Annotated in this window: 20 protein-coding genes and 1 tRNA gene; 17 read left to right on the top strand and 4 right to left on the bottom strand. The window is 57.0% G+C overall.

Going from position 1 to position 20,129, the window contains the following annotated elements; genetic code table 11:
• Positions 1-410 precede the first annotated feature (410 nt).
• Complete coding sequence (locus AC0KVQ_RS13240; protein ID WP_473421634.1) at positions 411-695, top strand: ComEA family DNA-binding protein; 285 nt, start codon at positions 411-413, stop codon at positions 693-695.
• Positions 696-765: 70 nt separating this feature from the next.
• Here the strand turns inward: AC0KVQ_RS13240 and pstB are convergent, their stop codons facing one another.
• The 4 genes from pstB to pstS form a co-directional block, all read right to left on the bottom strand.
• A complete protein-coding gene (gene pstB, locus AC0KVQ_RS13235; RefSeq protein WP_473421633.1) occupies positions 766-1,533 on the bottom strand; it encodes a phosphate ABC transporter ATP-binding protein PstB in 768 nt (255 codons plus the stop codon).
• Between the two features lie 41 nt (positions 1,534-1,574).
• Positions 1,575-2,384, bottom strand: a complete 810-nt coding sequence (gene pstA, locus AC0KVQ_RS13230; RefSeq protein ID WP_473421641.1) for a phosphate ABC transporter permease PstA — start codon at positions 2,382-2,384, stop codon at positions 1,575-1,577.
• Positions 2,385-2,421: 37 nt separating this feature from the next.
• On the bottom strand, positions 2,422-3,378 hold the full coding sequence (pstC, locus tag AC0KVQ_RS13225) for a phosphate ABC transporter permease subunit PstC (RefSeq protein ID WP_473421632.1): 957 nt from the start codon (positions 3,376-3,378) through the stop codon (positions 2,422-2,424).
• Between the two features lie 101 nt (positions 3,379-3,479).
• The gene (pstS, locus tag AC0KVQ_RS13220) at positions 3,480-4,517 is read right to left on the bottom strand and encodes a phosphate ABC transporter substrate-binding protein PstS (protein WP_473421631.1); all 1,038 of its coding nucleotides are present in this window, start codon (positions 4,515-4,517) and stop codon (positions 3,480-3,482) included.
• Between the two features lie 288 nt (positions 4,518-4,805).
• Between pstS and secG the strand changes: the two genes are divergently transcribed.
• From secG to nuoN, 16 genes are all read left to right on the top strand, one after another.
• Positions 4,806-5,135: a preprotein translocase subunit SecG gene (gene secG / locus AC0KVQ_RS13215; RefSeq protein WP_473421630.1), complete on the top strand. Its 330-nt coding sequence runs from the start codon at positions 4,806-4,808 to the stop codon at positions 5,133-5,135.
• 39 nt (positions 5,136-5,174) lie between these two features.
• Positions 5,175-5,259, top strand: a tRNA-Leu gene (locus AC0KVQ_RS13210).
• A 183-nt stretch (positions 5,260-5,442) separates the two neighbouring features.
• The gene (locus AC0KVQ_RS13205) at positions 5,443-5,811 is read left to right on the top strand and encodes an NADH-quinone oxidoreductase subunit A (RefSeq protein ID WP_473421629.1); all 369 of its coding nucleotides are present in this window, start codon (positions 5,443-5,445) and stop codon (positions 5,809-5,811) included.
• Complete coding sequence (locus AC0KVQ_RS13200; RefSeq protein WP_473421640.1) at positions 5,811-6,320, top strand: NuoB/complex I 20 kDa subunit family protein; 510 nt, start codon at positions 5,811-5,813, stop codon at positions 6,318-6,320. The genes AC0KVQ_RS13205 and AC0KVQ_RS13200 overlap by 1 nt, the downstream gene beginning before the upstream one ends.
• Before the next feature lie 9 nt (positions 6,321-6,329).
• Positions 6,330-6,923 carry an NADH-quinone oxidoreductase subunit C gene (locus tag AC0KVQ_RS13195; RefSeq protein WP_473421628.1) on the top strand — a complete coding sequence of 198 codons (594 nt, stop codon included), beginning with the start codon at positions 6,330-6,332 and terminating at the stop codon, positions 6,921-6,923.
• Positions 6,913-8,169 (top strand): NADH-quinone oxidoreductase subunit D, encoded by a 1,257-nt coding sequence (locus AC0KVQ_RS13190; protein ID WP_473421627.1) that lies wholly within the window; start codon positions 6,913-6,915, stop codon positions 8,167-8,169. The genes AC0KVQ_RS13195 and AC0KVQ_RS13190 overlap by 11 nt, the downstream gene beginning before the upstream one ends.
• Positions 8,169-8,660 carry an NADH-quinone oxidoreductase subunit NuoE gene (gene nuoE / locus AC0KVQ_RS13185; protein ID WP_473421626.1) on the top strand — a complete coding sequence of 164 codons (492 nt, stop codon included), beginning with the start codon at positions 8,169-8,171 and terminating at the stop codon, positions 8,658-8,660. Before AC0KVQ_RS13190 ends, nuoE begins: the two co-directional genes overlap by 1 nt.
• A 1-nt stretch (position 8,661) precedes the next feature.
• On the top strand, positions 8,662-9,951 hold the full coding sequence (nuoF, locus tag AC0KVQ_RS13180) for an NADH-quinone oxidoreductase subunit NuoF (RefSeq protein ID WP_473421625.1): 1,290 nt from the start codon (positions 8,662-8,664) through the stop codon (positions 9,949-9,951).
• A 38-nt stretch (positions 9,952-9,989) separates the two neighbouring features.
• Complete coding sequence (gene nuoG, locus AC0KVQ_RS13175) at positions 9,990-12,296, top strand: NADH-quinone oxidoreductase subunit NuoG (protein WP_473421624.1); 2,307 nt, start codon at positions 9,990-9,992, stop codon at positions 12,294-12,296.
• An 11-nt stretch (positions 12,297-12,307) separates the two neighbouring features.
• Complete coding sequence (nuoH, locus tag AC0KVQ_RS13170; protein WP_473421623.1) at positions 12,308-13,375, top strand: NADH-quinone oxidoreductase subunit NuoH; 1,068 nt, start codon at positions 12,308-12,310, stop codon at positions 13,373-13,375.
• A 12-nt stretch (positions 13,376-13,387) separates the two neighbouring features.
• Positions 13,388-13,876 (top strand): NADH-quinone oxidoreductase subunit NuoI, encoded by a 489-nt coding sequence (gene nuoI, locus AC0KVQ_RS13165; protein ID WP_473421622.1) that lies wholly within the window; start codon positions 13,388-13,390, stop codon positions 13,874-13,876.
• Between the two features lie 9 nt (positions 13,877-13,885).
• Positions 13,886-14,524, top strand: a complete 639-nt coding sequence (locus AC0KVQ_RS13160; RefSeq protein ID WP_473421621.1) for an NADH-quinone oxidoreductase subunit J — start codon at positions 13,886-13,888, stop codon at positions 14,522-14,524.
• Positions 14,518-14,823: an NADH-quinone oxidoreductase subunit NuoK gene (gene nuoK, locus AC0KVQ_RS13155; protein ID WP_473421620.1), complete on the top strand. Its 306-nt coding sequence runs from the start codon at positions 14,518-14,520 to the stop codon at positions 14,821-14,823. The genes AC0KVQ_RS13160 and nuoK overlap by 7 nt, the downstream gene beginning before the upstream one ends.
• Before the next feature lie 4 nt (positions 14,824-14,827).
• Positions 14,828-16,864 (top strand): NADH-quinone oxidoreductase subunit L, encoded by a 2,037-nt coding sequence (gene nuoL / locus AC0KVQ_RS13150; RefSeq protein ID WP_473421619.1) that lies wholly within the window; start codon positions 14,828-14,830, stop codon positions 16,862-16,864.
• A gap of 20 nt (positions 16,865-16,884) precedes the next feature.
• Positions 16,885-18,384 carry an NADH-quinone oxidoreductase subunit M gene (locus tag AC0KVQ_RS13145; protein ID WP_473421618.1) on the top strand — a complete coding sequence of 500 codons (1,500 nt, stop codon included), beginning with the start codon at positions 16,885-16,887 and terminating at the stop codon, positions 18,382-18,384.
• Between the two features lie 231 nt (positions 18,385-18,615).
• Positions 18,616-20,070, top strand: coding sequence for an NADH-quinone oxidoreductase subunit NuoN (nuoN, locus tag AC0KVQ_RS13140; protein WP_473421639.1), 1,455 nt, complete (start codon positions 18,616-18,618; stop codon positions 20,068-20,070).
• Positions 20,071-20,129: the final 59 nt, after the last annotated feature.

The following is a 20,129-nucleotide window of genomic DNA, read 5'->3' as shown; positions in this document are numbered from 1 at the left end:
ACTGTAAAATCAACGTTTCGCGCTTCAAACTTCGCTGCGTCTGCAGCAGAGAGGCCGAACTATACCCACCTCCCAAATACTCGTCAACACCCACACCGCAAAATTCCAACCCAAAAACGCTAAACCCCTGTTTTTAAACGCATCAGCCAACTCACCCCTTTTGCATCCCCCGCAAACTCCCCGATTGCATCACGTATTCAAACAGGCGGCATTCCAGCGCTCCGTTGAATAACGGCGTGCGCTTGCTGGCTTTCCGTCATCACTCCCACCCATCAGAGAGCTCCCCACCACATCAACTTACCAATAAAGAAATTAATCATTAATTTTATTGAAAGTTAACGCATGAATTGCTATGGTGATCAAGCAACTATAAAGGTTGCCCTTTCTCCCAATCCATGAGGATGCCTGACATGAAAAAGATGATACTTGGTCTGTTCGCATGCTTTGCTGTATGCAACCTTGCCTTCTCAGCCGTAGACCTCAACGCAGCCAACCAGCAGCAGCTGGAAAACATCAATGGCCTCGGCCCATCAAAAGCCAAAGCCATCATTGAGTACCGCAGCAAAAACGGCGCTTTCAAGAATATTGAAGATGTGATGAAAGTGCCCGGCATCAAGCAAGGTGTCTTCAGCCAGATCAAGTCCGAAATTTCAGTAGGAAACAAGCAAGCCGCAGCAACCACTACCAAGAAATAAGTACCACAACCCTGCTGCAAATGAAAAAACGCGGGAATCCCGCGTTTTTTCATTTGCCACCCCAAAAAAATCAGCCGAATTTGCCTGTAATATAGTCTTCGGTCGCCTTCATTTTCGGGGCTGTAAAGATGGCATCCGTCTCTCCCACCTCGATCAGCTCACCCAGATACATATAAGCCGTGTAATCAGAGACGCGCGCAGCTTGCTGCATGTTGTGCGTAACGATCGCAATCGTGTAGTCCTGCTTCAACTCATGAATCAACTCTTCCACATGCGCAGTGGATATGGGATCAAGCGCCGAGGTAGGCTCATCCAGCAACAGCACATCAGGCTTCACCGCAATGGCGCGTGCTATGCATAGACGTTGCTGCTGACCGCCCGACAACCCCAGGCCTGACTGTTTGAGCTTATCCTTGACCTCATTCCACAGGGCAGCCTTCTTGAGCGCCCACTCGATACGATCATCCATCTCCGAGCGACTCAGCGTTTCGTACAATTTCACACCAAAAGCGATATTGTCATAAATGGACATGGGAAACGGTGTCGGTTTCTGGAACACCATACCCACTTTCGCGCGCAGCATGTTGAGATCCACCCCGGCATCGAGGATATTTTGGCCATTAAAAACGATCTCGCCCTCGGCACGAAGTTTCGGGTACAGGTCATACATCCGGTTAAATGTGCGCAGCAAAGTCGACTTACCACAACCGGATGGCCCAATGAAGGCGGTTACGCGTCCGGAAGGAATGTCGAGGTTTACATTCTTCAGCGCATGAAATTTGCCATAGAAGAAATTCAAGTTGCGGACAGCAATTTTCGGCTGGGTTTCAGAAGTCATATTTCATCTCGTCATTTTGTGATCTGTTGATCCGGACAATCTCACTGCTGCCGGTTTCGAACCAAGGCCCGCGCCAAGATATTGAGCCCGAGAACGAATGCGCCAATCAGCAAACTGCCAGCCCAGGCCAGCGTATGCCAGTCTTCATAGGGACTCATCGCAAACTGGAAGATAACCACCGGCAAATTGGCCATTGGTTGATTCATGTTGGAGTAGAACTGGTTATTGAGTGCGGTAAACAGCAGCGGCGCCGTTTCACCCACAATACGGGCCACTGCCAGGATAATGCCGGTGACGACACCTGCCTTGGCAGCACGCAAAGTCACCCACAACACGGTTTTCCACTGCGGTGCGCCCAGCGCATAGGCTGCCTCACGCATGGTATGCGGCACCAAGCGCAGCATGTTCTCCGTAGTACGCAGCACAACCGGGATGACCAGCAAGGCCAATGCCATTGCACCCGCCCAACCAGAGAAATGGCCAACCCTCGCCACATAAACCTCATATACAAACAAGCCAATAACAATGGAAGGCGCCGATAGCAGAATGTCGTTGATGAACCGCGTGGCCGACGCCAGCCAGTTATCATCACCGAATTCCGCAAGATAAATGCCTGCCATGATGCCAACAGGCGTACCCAGCAGCGTTCCCATTGCCGTCATTTGCAAAGAACCGAGGATTGCATTGGACAACCCACCCTGGCTGCCTGGGGCTGGCGTGGTTTGCGTGAAAAGAGACAGCGCCAAACCTGAAAACCCGTTATCGAACAATACCCACAGGATCCAGAACAACCAGAACAGGCCGAATGACATCGCCAGCAGCGAAAGCGTGATGCTGGCATAGTTGATCATGCGGCGGCGCAGATAGAGATTCACAAAAAACTCCCGCTCAGGAATGACCGCCTTCACCACGCTGCAGTCGTAACAGCAGCAGCTTGGAAAGCGCAAGAACAATAAAAGTGATCAGGAACAGCACCAGGCCCAATTCGATCAGCGCTGCGGTATGCACCTCGCCGACAGCCTCGGTGAATTCGTTAGCCAAGGTAGCGGAAATGGAAGTCGTAGGATCGAACAGGGTCTGGATCGCCGAATGAGAATTACCAATAACAAATGTAACCGCCATGGTCTCACCCAGCGCACGGCCCAGACCGAGCATGATGCCGCCCACCACGCCATTTTTCGTGTATGGCAGCACTACATTCCAGACAACCTCCCACGTCGTGCCACCGAGACCATAGGCAGACTCCTTAAGCATGGGCGGCACCACCTCGAAAACATCGCGCATCACGGCCGAAACATAAGGAATCACCATAATCGACAGGATCAACCCTGCCGTAAACAGGCCGATTCCCATCGGAGGCCCTTGAAACAGCCAGCCAATGCCGGGAATATTGACCGTCATCTCCATTAGCCAAGGCTGAATGTGATCGGCAAACCAGGGAGCAAACACAAAGAGGCCCCACATGCCATAGATGATGGAAGGCACCCCTGCCAGCAACTCAATGGCAACACCAAATGGTCTACGCAACCATACGGGCGAAAGTTCCGTCAAAAAAATGGCAATGCCAAAACTGACCGGCACGCCAATCAGCATCGCAATCAGCGATGTCAACAAAGTACCAACAATCGAACTCAAGCCACCGAACACTTCAGTGACCGGATTCCAGCTATTACTCACCAGAAAATCAAGGCCAAATGCCTTGAGGCTGGGCATGGCACCCACAATCAGGGAAAGCGTAATGCCAGCCAGCAACACCAAAACCAGCATTGCAAAAAACAGGGTTGTGCCACGGAAAAGCTTGTCCTGCATGACTTGCCGCCGCAACCTTTGTTCATGTGATGTCATCAATCTCTCCGAGGACAACTGCGGCAGGAGCCTGACGAACCCCTGCCGCTGCGACTTGCTTCAACGTATGGCAAAACCGCAAACATCAAATTTTATTGCAATCACTTCCAGACCGGAGCATTGGCGCCATCGGTAATCTGTTTCCAAGCACCACCGATTACAGCCTTGACCTCGGCCGGCATCGGCACATAATCGAGATCCATGGCGGTCTTGTCGCCATTCTTGTATGCCCAATCGAAGAACTTCAGCACTTCGAGCGCCTGGGCCGGCTTATCCTGTTTCTTATGCATCAGGATAAAAGTCGCACCAGTAATCGGCCAGGAATCCTTGCCCGGCTGATCAGTCAAGACCACAGCAAAGCCCGGTGTGCCCTTCCAGTCTGCGCCAGCGGCTGCGGCTTTGAAGGTCGAATCGTCCGGCTTCACAAAGTTACCAGCCTTGTTTTGCAACTGGGCATAACCCATCTTGTTCTGCTTGGCGTAGGCATACTCAACATAGCCGATTGCGCCCTTAATGCGCTGCACGTATTGCGCCACACCTTCGTTGCCCTTGCCGCCCACACCAGCCGGCCATTGCACTGATGAGCTGTTACCTACCTTTTCCTTCCAATCAGCGCTGACTTTCGAGAGGTAGTTGGTGAAAATCCAGGTGGTACCGGAACCATCGGCACGGTGAACCACAGTAATGTTGGTATCGGGCAACTTCACGCCAGCATTGATGGCAGTCAGCGCCGGATCATTCCACTTCTTGATCTTGCCGAGGAAAATATCGGCCAAAACGGACGGAGACAGTTTGAGATCACCGCCACCCACGCCTTCCAGATTAATGACCGGAACCACGCCACCCATCACGGTAGGAAATTGCAGCAGACCATCTTTATTCAGTTGTTCCGCAGTCAGCGGCGCATCGGACGCACCAAAATCAACCGTCTTGGCGGTAATTTGCTTGATACCACCGCCAGAGCCGATCGACTGATAGTTCATGCCGGTACCGGTTTGCGATTTGTATTGCTCGGCCCATTTGGCATAAAGCGGATACGGGAAGGTTGCACCTGCGCCGGTAATATCGGCAGCGTTGGCACCAGCGGATACCACTGCAGCAAGACCACATGCAACAATCAGCTTACGACTCAGGATCATGGTGTAACTCCTTTGGAGATGAGTTTTAACTACTACGACCAGCATCGTATGCCTGAATTGTTTCGTTAATATTACAAATCCGGCGCATACCCATTCGGCAGCACTCATTCAAGCCAACATCCCTGCCCATACTCTGCATCACAGGATACAGGCAAGCGCTCGTCACACACAGGCTCAGCGACAGCCTGAAGGCGTTCACCCCGATGCTTCCGGCATTTATCGCGATTTGCAAAGCAGCCCGCTGGTGATACCATTCGCGGCTCAGCTTCTAGGCTTCAGACAAGAAAAATGGAAATCATCACAACAGTCGTTCAGATCTTGAATGTTATCGCCGCACTGGCAGTTATCGTTCTGGTTCTGCTCCAGCACGGCAAGGGCGCAGACATGGGCGCTGCTTTTGGCAGCGGCTCGGCAGGCAGCCTGTTTGGCTCGGCTGGTTCTGCAAACTTTCTCAGCCGCGCAACTGCAATATGCGCCACAATTTTCTTCGCAACCTGCTTGGGACTTGTCCTGATTTCCGCTCCGGCAGGACAAAAGAATGATCTTGGCGTGATGGGTACAGTCCAGCAGGAAGCATCGCAGCCCGCGCAGGCCGATCCAAACAAAATTCCAGAATAAGCGCCGGTTATAGTCCAAACGGCTTATTCACAACATCTTGCCGACATGGTGAAATTGGTAGACACGCTATCTTGAGGGGGTAGTGGCGAGAGCCGTGTGAGTTCGAGTCTCACTGTCGGCACCATAGCAATGCATTTGTTGATTTTTGGCTAGCAAAGCCTGCCCAAGGTCAATAGAATGAATAGTACCGATTAGAACAGGTACTACAATGACGCTGGGGGAACCCGGCGTTTATTGTGACAGCCCATAATAATAAGAATTATTCACCACACAGGTTTTGATTCAAATCAGCAGAACCGGAGGCATCATGCTGGAAAGCTACCTTCCCGTTCTCCTGTTCCTGGCAATTGGCGCGATGGTAGGCATTGCGCCCATGGCCATGGGCTGGGGTGTTGGGAAATTCCTGGGGACAATCCGTCCCGACGACGAAAAGCGCTCTGCCTATGAGTGCGGTTTCGAGCCCTTTGAGGACGCACGCATGCAGTTCGATGTGCGTTATTACCTCGTTGCTATTCTTTTCATCCTTTTCGATCTGGAAGTGGCCTTTTTGGTTCCCTGGGCATTGGTGCTCAAGGAGTTGGGCTTGTTTGGTTATATTTCCATGATGATCTTCCTTGCCGTCCTGGTGGTGGGATTCATCTATGAGTGGAAAAAGGGTGCGCTGGAGTGGGAATGATGAGTGAACAAAGTCTTGAACAGCACGGATTCATCACCACGACGGTCGACTCGGTCATCAACCTGACCCGCACGTCTTCGTTGTGGCCGATGACCTTTGGCCTGGCCTGCTGTGCCGTGGAAATGATGCATGTCGGCGCATCACGTTACGACCTGGATCGTTTCGGCAGCTTCTTCCGCCCGAGTCCGCGTCAATCCGACCTGATGATCGTTGCCGGCACCTTGTGCAACAAGATGGCCCCGGCACTGCGCAAGGTCTATGACCAAATGCCGGAACCGCGCTGGGTGATTTCAATGGGCTCGTGTGCCAATGGCGGTGGTTACTATCACTACTCTTACTCGGTAGTGCGTGGTTGCGACCGCATCGTTCCGGTCGACATTTACGTACCGGGTTGCCCGCCCACTGCCGAAGCGCTGCTGTATGGCTTCATCCAGCTCCAGAACAAGATCAAGCGCACCAATACGATCGCCCGCAGTGGCGTTCCTGGTCGCATACTTTCGCGCACCTGAGGCACACGCATGGCCAGCCGACTTGATAACCTGATGACTCGCCTGCAGGGCGCGCTTGCTGAGACGGAAATTTCGTCACTCAAGTGCGCGCTCAACGAAATCACCCTGGAAGTACCCGCCGCAGCCTGGATGACTGTCGCGCTTAAATTGCGCGACCAGCTTGGTTTTGAATCCTGCATCGATGTCTGCGGCATGGATTACAGCGCCTACAAGGATGGTGCATGGGATAGTCACCGCTTTGCGGCGGTCTATCACCTGATCTCGATCGAACACAATATCCGCTTGCGCATACGTGTGTTCTGCCCAAACGATGACGCCCCGGAAGTCATTTCCGTTACCGATATCTGGCCCGGCGTTAACTGGTTCGAGCGCGAAGCGTATGACATGTACGGCATCGTGTTCACGGGCCATCCAGACCTGCGCCGCCTCCTGACCGATTACGGTTTTGCCGGACACCCATTCCGCAAGGATTTTCCGGTTTCCGGCTATGTGGAAATGCGTTACGACGAAGCCGAATCACGCGTTGTCTACCAACCCGTCACCATCGATCCGCGCGAAATCACCCCGCGCATCATCCGTGAGGAGCAATACGGTGACTGCTGAAATCCGTAATTACTCAATCAACTTTGGCCCGCAGCACCCTGCCGCGCACGGTGTGCTACGTCTGATTCTGGAAATGGACGGCGAAGTCGTCGAGCGTGCCGACCCGCATATCGGCCTACTGCACCGCGCCACGGAAAAACTGGCCGAAACGCGCACCTATCTGCAAAACCTGCCTTATATGGACCGGCTCGATTACATGTCGAGCATGGCCAACGAGCATGCCTACTGCCTGGCAGTGGAAAAACTGCTGGGTATCGAAGTTCCGCTGCGCGCGCAATATATCCGCGTCATGTACGACGAGATCACCCGTATCCTCAGCCATCTGTTGTGGCTGGGTGCGCACGGCATCGATCTGGGCGCGATGACAATGTTCATCTATTGCTTCCGCGAACGCGAAGACCTGATGGATTGCTATGAAGCGGTATCTGGCGCGCGCATGCATGCTGCCTATTACCGTCCGGGCGGGGTCTATCGCGATCTACCGGACACCATGCCGCAGTATTCGCAATCCAAATTGCGCAATGCCGCGGAAGTGAAGCGCTTGAATGCCAACCGTGGCGGTTCTCTGCTCGATTACATCGAAGATTTTGCCAACCGCTTCCCCGGCAAGATCGATGAATATGAAACCCTGCTCACCGACAACCGCATCTGGAAACAGCGTACTGTCGGCATCGGCGTGGTCAGCCCCGAGCGCGCCATGGCACTGGGCTTTACCGGTCCGATGCTGCGCGGCTCCGGCATTGCCTGGGATATCCGCAAGAAAATGCCGTATGAGGTCTACGACCGACTGGATTTCGATATCCCTATCGGCAAGAACGGCGACTGCTACGACCGCTATCTGGTACGCGTGGAAGAGTTGCGTCAGTCCACCCGCATCATCAAGCAATGCGTGGACTGGCTACGCAAGAATCCGGGCCCGGTCATCACCGACAACCACAAGGTTGCGCCGCCTTCGCGTGAAGCCATGAAATCGAACATGGAAGAGTTGATCCACCACTTCAAGCTCTTCACCGAGGGCATGCACGTACCGGAAGGCGAAGCCTACGCGACGATTGAACACCCGAAGGGCGAGTTCGGCATCTACATGGTTTCCGATGGCGCGAACAAGCCCTACCGCATGAAGATCCGCGCGCCGGGCTTCTGCCACCTTTCGGCGCTGGATGAAATGACCCGCGGGCACATGCTGTCCGACGTGGTTGCCGTGATCGGCACACTGGATATCGTTTTTGGCGAGGTTGACCGCTGATGTCTGAAACCAAGCAACTCCTCTCTGCCTCGGCGCGCACGCTGATCGACCGCGAGGTCGCCAAGTACCCGCCCGAACACAAGCGCTCCGCTGTCATGGGCGCGCTGCGCATTGCGCAAACCGAGCATCGCTGGCTTTCCAACGAGCTGATCGCAGAAGTCGCCGATTACCTCGGCATACCGCCGGTTGCTGCTTACGAGGTCGCCACCTTCTACAACATGTACGACCTCAGCCCGGTTGGCGAGCACAAGCTGACGGTGTGCACCAACCTGCCCTGCGCGCTTTCCGGCGCCAATGAAACTGCGGCTTACCTGAAGCAGAAACTGGGCATCGGTTTCGGTGAGACCACGGTCGACGGCAAGTACACGCTGGCGGAAGGCGAATGCATGGGCGCGTGCGGTTCGGCGCCAGTCCTACTCGTGAACAATCACAAGATGTGCAGCCACATGACGCCGGATGCCATCGACAAAAAACTTGCGGAGCTCGGCTGAAATGACGGTTTATGTGAAAGGCGTCGTTTTCGAGGGCGTCGAATTTGATCAACCCGACCATGCGGGCATCGCGGCCTACATGCAGCGCGGGGGTTACAGTGCGCTGAAAAAGATCCTGAGCGAAGGCACCACGCCCGAGGCGGTGATCGAGGAAGTCAAGGCTTCCGGCCTGCGCGGCCGTGGCGGTGCGGGCTTCCCGACCGGGTTGAAGTGGACCTTCCTGCCCAAGGGCTATGTCGGCCAGAAATATCTGGTCTGCAACTCGGACGAGGGCGAACCGGGCACGTTCAAGGACAAAGACATTCTTGCCAGCAACCCGCATGCGCTGATCGAAGGCATGATCCTCGCAGGGTTCGCCACCGGCGCCACCGTGGGTTACAACTATATCCACGGTGAAATCTTCGAAATCTACCAGCAATTTGAAACTGCGCTGGGAGAAGCCCGTGCGGCCGGCTTCCTGGGCGACAACATCCTGGGCAGCGGTTTTTCCTTCCAGTTGCATGCGCATCATGGCTACGGTGCCTACATCTGCGGCGAAGAATCCGCCCTACTGGAATCGCTGGAGGGCAAGAAAGGCCAACCGCGTTACAAGCCGCCGTTCCCTGCCACCTTCGGCCTGTATGGCAAGCCGACCATCATCAATAACACCGAAACGTATGCCTCGGTTCCCTGGATCGTGCGCAACGGCGCGCAGAAATTCCTGGAACTGGGCAAGCCCAACAACGGCGGCACCAAGCTGTTTTCGGTTTCCGGCCATGTCAACCGCCCCGGCAACTACGAAATCCCGCTGGGCACGCCATTCAGCGAATTGCTGGAAATGGCGGGCGGCATGCGCGGCGGCAAGAAACTCAAGGCCGTCATCCCCGGAGGCTCTTCCGCACCGGTGTTGCCAGCTGAAGTGATGATGGGCATCACCATGGATTACGATGCCATCGCCAAGGCGGGCTCGATGCTTGGCTCGGGTGCCGTGATCGTGATGGACGAATCGGTGTGCATGGTCAAGGCGCTGGAGCGGCTTTCCTATTTCTACTACGAGGAATCCTGCGGCCAGTGTACGCCCTGCCGCGAGGGCACCGGCTGGCTTTACCGCATCGTGCATCGCATCGAGCAAGGCGAAGGCCGCCCGGAAGACCTCGACCTGCTGGCCAACCTGGGGGACAACATTGCCGGGCGCACCATCTGTGCGCTGGGCGATGCCGCCGTATTGCCGGTACGCGGAATGCTCAAGCACTTCCGCAGCGAATTCGAATACCACATTGAAAACAAACGGTGTCTGGTATCCGGTCATTGACCGGATCTGGATAGCCACTGAGATACGGAAAGTCGATCATGCTGGAAATTGAAATCGACGGAAAAAAGACCACGGTTGCACCGGGCAGTACGGTGATGGATGCGGCACACACGCTGGGCGTGTACATCCCGCACTTCTGTTACCACAAGAAGCTCTCGATTGCCGCGAGCTGCCGGATGTGCCTGGTCGAAGTCGAAAAAGCCCCCAAGCCGCTGCCCGCCTGTGCCACGCCGGTGACCAACGGCATGGTTGTGAAAACCCACTCCGATCTGGCCGTGAAGGCACAGAAAGGTGTGATGGAATTCCTGTTGATCAATCACCCGCTCGACTGCCCCATCTGCGATCAGGGCGGCGAGTGTCAGCTGCAGGATCTGTCGGTCGGTTATGGCGGCGATGGCTCGCGCTACCAGGAAGCCAAGCGCGTAGTGCCCAATAAGGATCTTGGTCCGCTGATCACCACCGAAATGACGCGCTGCATTCACTGCAGTCGCTGCGTGCGTTTCACCGACGAGATTGCCGGCTACCAGGAACTTGGTCTGGCGTTTCGCGGCGAACACTCGGAGGTGCTGCCATTCCTGGGTCAGACCGTGAATTCGGAAATTTCCGGCAACGTGATCGACTTGTGTCCGGTCGGCGCGCTTACCAGCAAGCCGTTTCGCTACAGCGCCCGCACCTGGGAACTGTCGCGCCGCAAATCCGTCGCCCCGCATGACGGACTGGGTTCCAACCTGATCGTTCAGGTCAAGAACCAGAAGGTGATGCGCGTGCTGCCGCTGGAAAACGAAGGCATCAACGAATGCTGGCTGTCGGACCGCGATCGCTTCTCCTACGAAGCGCTCAATTCCGACAACCGTGCCACCAAACCGCTGATCCGCAAGGATGGCCATCTGGTTGAAACCGATTGGCAGACCGCGCTCGAACTGGTTGCCGGCAAGCTGAAGGACATCATTGCCGCACATGGCGCCAGCAATGTTGCTGCCGTTGCCAGCCCGAACAGCACGGTGGAAGAACTGTTTATGCTGCGCAAGCTGATGGCTGGCCTGGGTATCGAACAGGTCGAAACCCGTTTGCGCCAGAACGATTTCCGTCTCAAGACACAAGGCGCCACTTGGCTCGGCCAGTCGATTGCGGAACTTGCACAGAACGAAGCCGTTCTCGTGATTGGTTCGAGCCTGCGCAAAGAGCAACCGCTGCTCGCGCAACGCCTGCGCCAATCGGTCAAGAAAGGCATGGCACTCTCCATCATCAATCCGCATCGCGATGACCTGCTCACGCAACTCGCGAGCGAGATGGTGGTGCGCCCCGACCAGATGGTCGAAGGCCTGCTGGCCGTCCTCAAGGCAGCACTTGAAACCAGCGGCAAAACAGCACCGGCCCACATCGATCTGACCGGCATTGCCGTGACCGACTCGGCCAGCACCATCGCAGCAAGCCTTCACGGCAAGGCGAAAACTGCCATCCTCCTGGGCAACTTGTCCGTGCACAACCCGCGTCATGCTGAAATCCACGCTGCCGCCAGCGCACTGGCTGAGATAACCGGCGCCAAGCTCGGTGTGATGAGCGAAGCTGCCAACTCGGTCGGCGCACAGCTGATCGGTGCCGAAATCGGCGGCAACGTCTTCGCCACGCCGAAGCAGGCTTACTTCCTGCTGCACGCCGAGCCGCAGTTTGATGCAGCCAACGGCGCACAGGCACTGGCCGCATTGAACGCTGCCGATTTCGTGGTTGCGCTCAACCCGTTCGTGGATGGTGTGGAAGACTATGCCGATGTGATCCTGCCCGTTTCGCCCTTCACCGAAACGGCCGGCACTTTCGTCAGCATGGAAGGCCGCGCACAGAGTTTCAACGGCGTGGTGCGCCCGCTCGGTGACACACGTCCCGCATGGAAAGTACTGCGCGTGTTGGGCAATGTGCTCAACTTCAGCGGCTTTGACTACGAAACCTCGGAAACCATCCGTGATGAGGCACTGGCAGGCGAAATCTCAGCCCGGCTGTCCAACGCGCCCGTCGCTCCGGTATCGCTGTCACAGCAAACGGCCCAGGGTCTGGTCCGGCTGGGTGAAGTTCCAATCTACCAGCTCGATACGATCACGCGTCGCGCTCCCAGCCTGCAAGCCACGGCAGATGCCGCAGCGCCGAGGCTGCTGGCCAATGCCGGCACGCTGGCTGGGCTTGGATTGCAGCCAGCCGATGAAGCGCTGATCGACCAGGGTTCGGGAGAAATCCTCCTGTCCGTTGCCATCGACACAGGGCTGCCCGACAACGTGGTTCGCGTCGCGGCGGCCCATCCCCTGACCTGCGGACTTGGCGATCCTTACGCGCCAATCGCCGTGAAACGTGCATGAGGATCTGACCGATGGAACTCCTGCAATTGCCGCTCCAGTGGATGGAGCAATACCTGGGACACAATCTGGCCGTGCTGATCTGGGCACTGGTCAAGATTGTGGTCGTGCTTTCCATCCTGATGGGCGCGGTATCCTACCTGACGCTGGCCGAGCGCAAGATCATCGGCTTCATGCAGATCCGCATCGGCCCGAACCGGGTCGGCCCGTGGGGCTTGCTGCAACCGATCGCGGACGGGCTGAAACTGATCCTGAAAGAGATCATTACCCCATCGGCTTCGAGCAAGGGGCTGTTCTTCATGGCGCCGGTCATGGTCATCACCCCGGCGCTCGCAGCCTGGGCCGTGGTGCCGTTCTATCCCGGCTTTGTGCTGGCCGATGTCAACGTTGGCCTGCTCTACGTGATGGCGATCACCTCGATGGGCATCTACGGCGTGATCATCGCCGGCTGGGCATCCAACTCAAAATACGCCCTGCTGGGCGGCATGCGCGCCGCTGCGCAGGTCATTTCCTATGAGCTGGCGATGGGCTTCGCCCTGATCGGCGTGATGATGGTTTCCGGCAGCCTGAACCTGACCGAGATCGTTGCCCAGCAAGGCCAGGGTTTGGCAGGCGGGTCAATCCTTTCCTGGAACCTGATCCCGCTGTTGCCCTTCTTCGTGGTGTATTTCATCTCGGGTGTGGCCGAAACCAACCGTGCGCCGTTCGATATCGTCGAGGGCGAATCGGAAATCGTGGCCGGCCACATGGTGGAATACTCGGGCATGACGTTTGCGATCTTCTTCCTGGCCGAATACGCCAACATGATCCTGATTTCCGCCATGGCCTCGGTGATGTTCTTGGGTGGCTGGCTCTCGCCCTTCCCGGCCAGCATCCCGGTACTGGGCGCGCCATCCTTCCTGTGGTGGGTGGCCAAGGTTGCGTTGCTGCTGTTCTGCTTCCTGTGGTTCCGCGCCACTTTCCCGCGCTATCGCTACGATCAGTTGATGCGCCTGGGCTGGAAGGTGTTTATCCCGGTTACCCTGGTCTGGATTGTCCTGATCGGTGCCTGGATGCAAACCCCTTTCTCCATCTGGAAATAATACGGAGCTGACATGGAGAAAATTACGCAGTACTTCAAGACTTTCCTGCTGTGGGAATTGCTGCAGGGCTTGGCCGTTACCTTCAAGCATCTGTTTGCACCGAAGATCACGGTGCAATATCCGGAAGAGAAAACCCCGCTTTCGCCGCGTTTTCGTGGTCTGCATGCCCAGCGCCGCTATGCCAATGGCGAAGAGCGCTGCATTGCCTGCAAGCTGTGCGAAGCCGTCTGCCCGGCAATGGCGATCACGATCGAATCGGAACAGCGCGACGATGGCACCCGCCGTACTTCACGCTACGACATTGATCTGACCAAGTGCATCTTCTGCGGTTTCTGCGAGGAAGCCTGCCCGGTCGATGCCATCGTGGAAACGCATATCTTCGAATACCACGGTGAAAAACGCGGCGATCTCTACTACACCAAGCCGATGCTGCTGGCAGTGGGCGACAAGTACGAAGCCGAAATTGCCGCTCGCAAAGCCGCCGATGCCAAGTATCGCTGAGGACAAGACATGACACTGGCACTTTTCTATCTGTTTGCCGCCATTCTGGTGCTTTCCGCACTGCGCGTGGTCACGGCAAAAAACCCGGTGCACGCGGCACTGTTCCTGGTGTTGTCGTTCTTTACTGGCGCCATGCTCTGGATGCTGATAAAGGCCGAGTTCCTGGCTGTTTCACTGGTGCTGATCTATATCGGCGCGGTGATGGTGCTGTTCCTGTTCGTAGTGATGATGCTCGACATCAATGTTGAATCGTTGCGCAAGGGCTTCTGGCGCTTCTTCCCGGTCGCTGGTGCCGTGGCGGCCATCATGCTGGCGGAGATGCTGCTGATCCTGACACACCGCAGCGCTACGCCAGCCAAAGCACAGATGCCGGAACCCGAAGCAGGCTACAACATCGCCAAGGCACTCGGCCGGCTCATCTATACCGATTACTTCCTGCCGTTCCAGCTTGCCGCCGTGCTGCTGCTCGTCGGCATGATCGCGGCCATTGCCCTTACGCTGCGCAAGCGCAAGAACACGCGATACCAGAATCCAGCGGAACAGGTCGCAGTGAAGGCTGCCGACCGTATCGAGCTGGTCAAGGTCAAGGCAGAAAAACCGGCCCATGCGCCGCAGGAAACCAACAACGGGGAGAACGCAGGATGCTGACCCTCACCCATTATCTGGCGCTGGGCGCCGTGCTGTTTGCGATCAGCGTGTTCGGCATTTTCATGAACCGCAAGAACCTGATCGTGATGCTGATGGCCATTGAACTGATGCTGCTCGCCGTGAACATGAATTTCGTGGCGTTCTCGCAGTTCCTGGGCGATCTGCACGGACAAGTCTTCGTATTCTTCATCCTGACCGTGGCCGCGGCCGAATCGGCAATCGGGCTCGCCATTCTGGTGGTGCTGTTCCGCAACCTGCGTTCCATCGAAGTGGAACAACTGGACAGCCTGAAGGGATAACTCAATGCAAACCATTTACCTCCTGATTCCACTGGCGCCACTGTTTGGTGCGCTGGTTGCCGGCCTGTTCGGCTGGGCCATCAGCCGCCGTGCCGCGCACACGGTCACCATCGCAGGTGTCGCCGTTTCCTTCCTGCTCTCGGCCTGGGTACTGAAAGACCTGCTGTCTGGCGGAGAAACCTTCAACGGCACGGTCTACACCTGGCTGACCGTGGCCGGACTGGAATTCAATGTCGGTTTCCTGATCGACAACCTGACCGCGATGATGATGTGCGTGGTGACCTTCGTCTCGCTGATGGTTCACGTCTATACCATCGGCTACATGCACGAAGATCCGGGCTACGCGCGCTTCTTCAGCTATATCTCGCTGTTTACCTTCTCGATGCTGATGCTGGTGATGAGCAACAACTTCATCCAGCTCTTCTTCGGCTGGGAGGCGGTGGGTCTGGTTTCCTACCTGCTGATCGGATTCTGGTTCAAGCGCCCGACGGCGATCTTTGCCAACATGAAGGCCTTCCTGGTCAACCGCGTGGGTGACTTCGGCTTCCTGCTCGGCATCGGTCTTGTACTCGCGCATTTTGGCTCGATGGATTACGCCGAGGTGTTCAATCTGGCGCCTTCGCTGGAAACCGCCAAGATCACGCTGTTCCCCGGCTATGAATTCTCCCTGCTGAGCGTTACCTGCATCCTGCTGTTCATTGGCGCGATGGGCAAATCGGCACAGTTCCCGCTGCATGTCTGGCTGCCGGATTCGATGGAAGGCCCGACCCCGATTTCCGCGCTGATTCACGCCGCAACCATGGTGACCGCAGGTATCTTCATGGTGGCGCGCATGTCGCCGCTGTTCGAGCTGTCGGACACCGCGCTGAACTTCATCCTGATCATTGGCGCAATCACCGCGCTCTTCATGGGCTTCCTCGGCATCATCCAGAACGACATCAAGCGTGTGGTGGCCTATTCCACGCTATCGCAGCTTGGCTACATGACCGTGGCATTGGGTGCATCAGCCTATCAGGCCGGGGTATTCCATTTGATGACGCATGCGTTCTTCAAGGCGCTGCTGTTCCTGGCTGCCGGTTCCGTCATCATGGGTCTGCACCATGACCAGGACATCCGCAACATGGGTGGCTTGCGCAAGTACATGCCGATTACCTGGATCACATCCTTGATTGGCTCGCTGGCACTGATCGGCACGCCATTCCTCTCAGGCTTTTACTCAAAGGATTCGATCATCGAGGCCGTGCACTTCAGCACGCTGCCGGCTGCCGGATTTGCCTACTTTGCGGTGATGGCCGGGGTGTTCGTCACGGCGTTCTATTCGTTCCGCATGTACTTCCTCGTCTTCCACGGCGAGGAGCGTTTCGGCAAGGCGCATCACCATGGCGACCATGCCGACGAGGAAGAATCCGCTGATCACCATCACGGTCTGGCTCCTGGCCAAAAACCACATGAGTCACCTTGGGTGGTTACGTTGCCGCTGGTCTTGCTGGCCATCCCGTCCGTACTGATCGGTGCAGTGGAAATCGAGCCGATGCTGTTTGGTGATTTCTTCAAAAATGTCATTACTGTCGGCAGCAACCACGAGGCAATGGCCAAGCTAGGCGAGTTGTTCCATCACCATGGCGGCGTCACCGGTATGGGCCTGCATGCTGTGCAAACCGCTCCCTTCTGGCTGGCACTGGCCGGCGTGGGGCTGTCGTGGTTCTTCTATCTGAAGCGCCCAGACATTCCAGCTGCGATCAAGCGTGCTTCTGGCCCGCTCTACACGCTGCTGGAAAACAAGTACTACATGGATCACCTCTACATCAAGGGCTTTGCCGCCGCAGGTCGTGGAGTGGGTCTGGTTCTGTGGAAACTGGGTGACACCATCCTGATCGATGGCGTGCTGGTCAACGGTTCAGCCAAAGTGGTCGAACTCAGCTCGCGCGTGGTTCGCAGGTTGCAGACAGGTTACCTCTACCACTACGCATTTGCCATGATCGTCGGCGCGATCATTCTGCTTTCCTGGTGGCTGGGCGGCATTCTGCCGGCCCTGCGTTGATACTGGACACGGATATTGATATGACAGGACATCTTCTCAGCCTCGCAATCTGGCTCCCTATCGTCTCCGGCCTGCTGGTACTGGCAACCGGTGGCGATCGCAATGCAGCCACCGCCCGCTGGCTCGCCCTGGTGGGTGCCATCGCCAGTTTTCTGGTGACGCTGCCACTGTACTTCGGCTTCCAGTCCCTGCATGGCGGCCCGCAGTTCGAGGAACTGCGGCCGTGGATCGCCAGCTTCAACATCAACTACCACCTTGGCATCGACGGCTTGTCGATGTGGTTCATCCTGCTCAACAGCTTTGTCACGCTCGCAGTCGTCGTTGCCGGCTGGCAGGTGATCACCGAGCGCGTGGCACAGTACATGGCCGCCTTCCTGATCATGTGCGGGCTGATCAATGGCGCGTTTGCAGCACTCGATGCCATGCTGTTCTACGTGTTCTTTGAAGCCATGCTGATCCCGATGTACCTGATCATCGGTGTCTGGGGCGGACCGCGCCGCGTTTATGCCGCGATCAAGTTCTTTCTCTATACGCTGCTGGGCTCGCTGCTGACGCTGGTCGCGCTGATCTACCTGTACCAGCAGGCAGGCGGCAGTTTCGAAATCGCCGATTTCGTGCGCACCCCGCTCTCGCTGCAAGCGCAAGGCTTGATCCTGATTGCGTTCTTCTTTGCGTTTGCCGTGAAGGTGCCGATGTGGCCGGTGCATACCTGGTTGCCCGATGCCCACGTGGAAGCGCCGACCGGCGGTTCGATGGTACTGGCCGCCATCACGCTCAAACTGGGTGCCTACGGTTTCCTGCGGTTTGCGCTGCCCATCCTGCCCGATGCCAGCCGCGAATATGCCTGGGTGTTCGTACTGCTCTCGCTGGTGGCCGTGGTCTATATCGGCCTGGTGGCACTGGTGCAGACCGACATGAAAAAGCTGGTGGCGTACTCGTCGATCTCGCACATGGGCTTTGTCACGCTCGGCTTCTTCATGTTTGCCAACGGGGAGCTCAACCAGTATGCCGTGGAAGGCGCGATCATCCAGATGATCAGCCACGGCTTTGTTTCCGCCGCGATGTTCTTCTGCATCGGCGTGATGTACGACCGCGTGCACAGCCGCAAGATCGCCGATTACGGCGGTGTGGCCAACCGCATGCCGATTTTCGCCAGCTTCATGGTGCTGTTCGCCATGGCCAATTCCGGACTGCCGGGCACTTCCGGTTTCGTCGGTGAATTCATGGTGGTGCTGGGCGCCGTGCAGGTGAATTTCTGGTACGCGTTTGCCGCAGCCACCACACTGATCTTCGGTGCGGCCTACACGCTGTGGATGGTCAAGCGCGTGATCTTCGGCGAAGTGGGCAACGCCCATGTCGACGAGCTGAAAGACGTGAACCTGCGCGAATTCATTGTACTGGCCGTGCTGGCCGTGGCGGTACTGGGCATGGGCCTCTACCCGCGGCTGTTTGGCGATGTGCTGCATGAATCGGTGAATGATCTGATTCGCCTGGCTGCGGCCACCAAGCTGCCGCACTGAGACGACTGCCGCTCACTTAAGGGATATTCTGCCTTTACCCTCTCCCCAACCCTCTCCCGCACGCGGGAGAGGGAGCAAAATCGGTGGTTTGGCCAATGCTCCCCTCACCCGCTTGCGGGAGAGGGGCTGGGGGAGAGGGAAAATCGATGCTTAAGAGAACGGTATTAGACACTGACTTGAATTTTTTATAACCCGGCGACCCATGTCGCCGGCATGAAACAAGGCATGAACATGACCTGGACAACACTGAACCCCTGGATTGCCGCGCCGGAAATCTTCCTGCTCTGCGCCGCTTTGTTCATTCTGCTGGCCGACCTTTTCATCAGCGATGACAAACGCCAGATCAGCTATGGCCTTACCTTGGCAGCACTGGCCGGCACAGCACTGGTGGTACTGCAAACCTGGCACCCGGCCGCGCATTACGCCTTCGGCAATATGTTCGTGGCGGATTCGCTTTCGCAATGGGCCAAGCTCGGCATGATTGTAGGTGTGGCGCTGGTCCTGATTTACGGCCGCGGTTATGCACTGGCGCGCGATATCTTCAAGGGCGAGCTGTTCACGCTTTCCCTGTTCGCGCTGCTGGGCATGATGGTGATGGCCTCCAGCACCAACTTTGTCACCTTGTATGTGGGCCTGGAGCTGCTCTCGCTCTCGCTCTATGCGCTGGTCGCCATGCCGCGCCATCAGGTTCGTGCCTCGGAAGCCGCCATGAAGTATTTCGTGCTGGGCGCACTGGCTTCCGGCCTGTTGCTCTACGGCATGTCGATGATCTACGGCGCGACCGGCTCGCTCGATATCCTGGTTATTGCCCGCAGTATCGCCAGCCAGCAGGCCAATTACCTGCTTGCCGTATTCGGCCTGGTATTCATCGTGACCGGCATCGCCTTCAAGCTCGGCGCGGTACCGTTCCACATGTGGGTGCCCGATGTCTACGATGGCGCGCCCACGCTGCTGGCACAACTGATCGGCTCCGCGCCCAAGCTGGCTGCATTTGCGTTCATCTTCCGCCTGCTGGCCGAAGCACTGGCCGGTTTCACCGCGGACTGGAGCAGCATGCTTATCGTGCTGGCGGTACTCTCGCTGATCGTGGGTAACGTTGCCGCCATTGCGCAGACCAGCCTCAAGCGCATGCTGGCTTACTCCACCATCTCGCACATGGGTTTTCTGCTGCTGGGCTTTCTGGCAGGCAACCCGGCCGGGTTCTCGGCCAGCTTCTTCTATGCCATGACCTACATGCTGACTGCAGCAGCCGGCTTTGGCATGATCATGCTGCTGGCCGGCAAGGGTTTCGAGGCTGACCAGATTGCGGATTTCAAGGGTCTGGCCAAGCGCAGCCCGTGGTTTGCCGCGATGATGCTGATTGTGATGTTCTCGATGGCGGGCATTCCGGTGTTCGTCGGCTTCTTTGCCAAGCTGGCCGTACTCAAGGCCATCGTCAACATCGGCCTGATCTGGCTCGCGGTGCTGGCCGTAGCCTGCTCGCTGATCGGCGCGTTCTACTACCTGCGCGTGGTCAAGGTGATGTACTTCGACGCGCCCGCGCACGATGCGCCGATTGTCGCCAGCCAGGATTTCCGCATCCTGCTCTCGATCAATTGCCTGTTGCTGCTTGCCCTTGGCCTGGCACCGGAGCGACTGCTCTCCGTGCTGGCAGAGGCCGTGCAGCGCTCGCTGCCGGTACTGTGAGCGTTTTACCCTCTCTCTGCCCTCTCCCACCTACGGGAGAGGGTATTTTGCTTTCCAGA

Source organism: Formivibrio sp. oc-25 (assembly GCF_055810895.1).
Note: the sequence above shows the minus strand (reverse complement) of the source record. Positions and strands in the feature narration are given on the sequence as shown.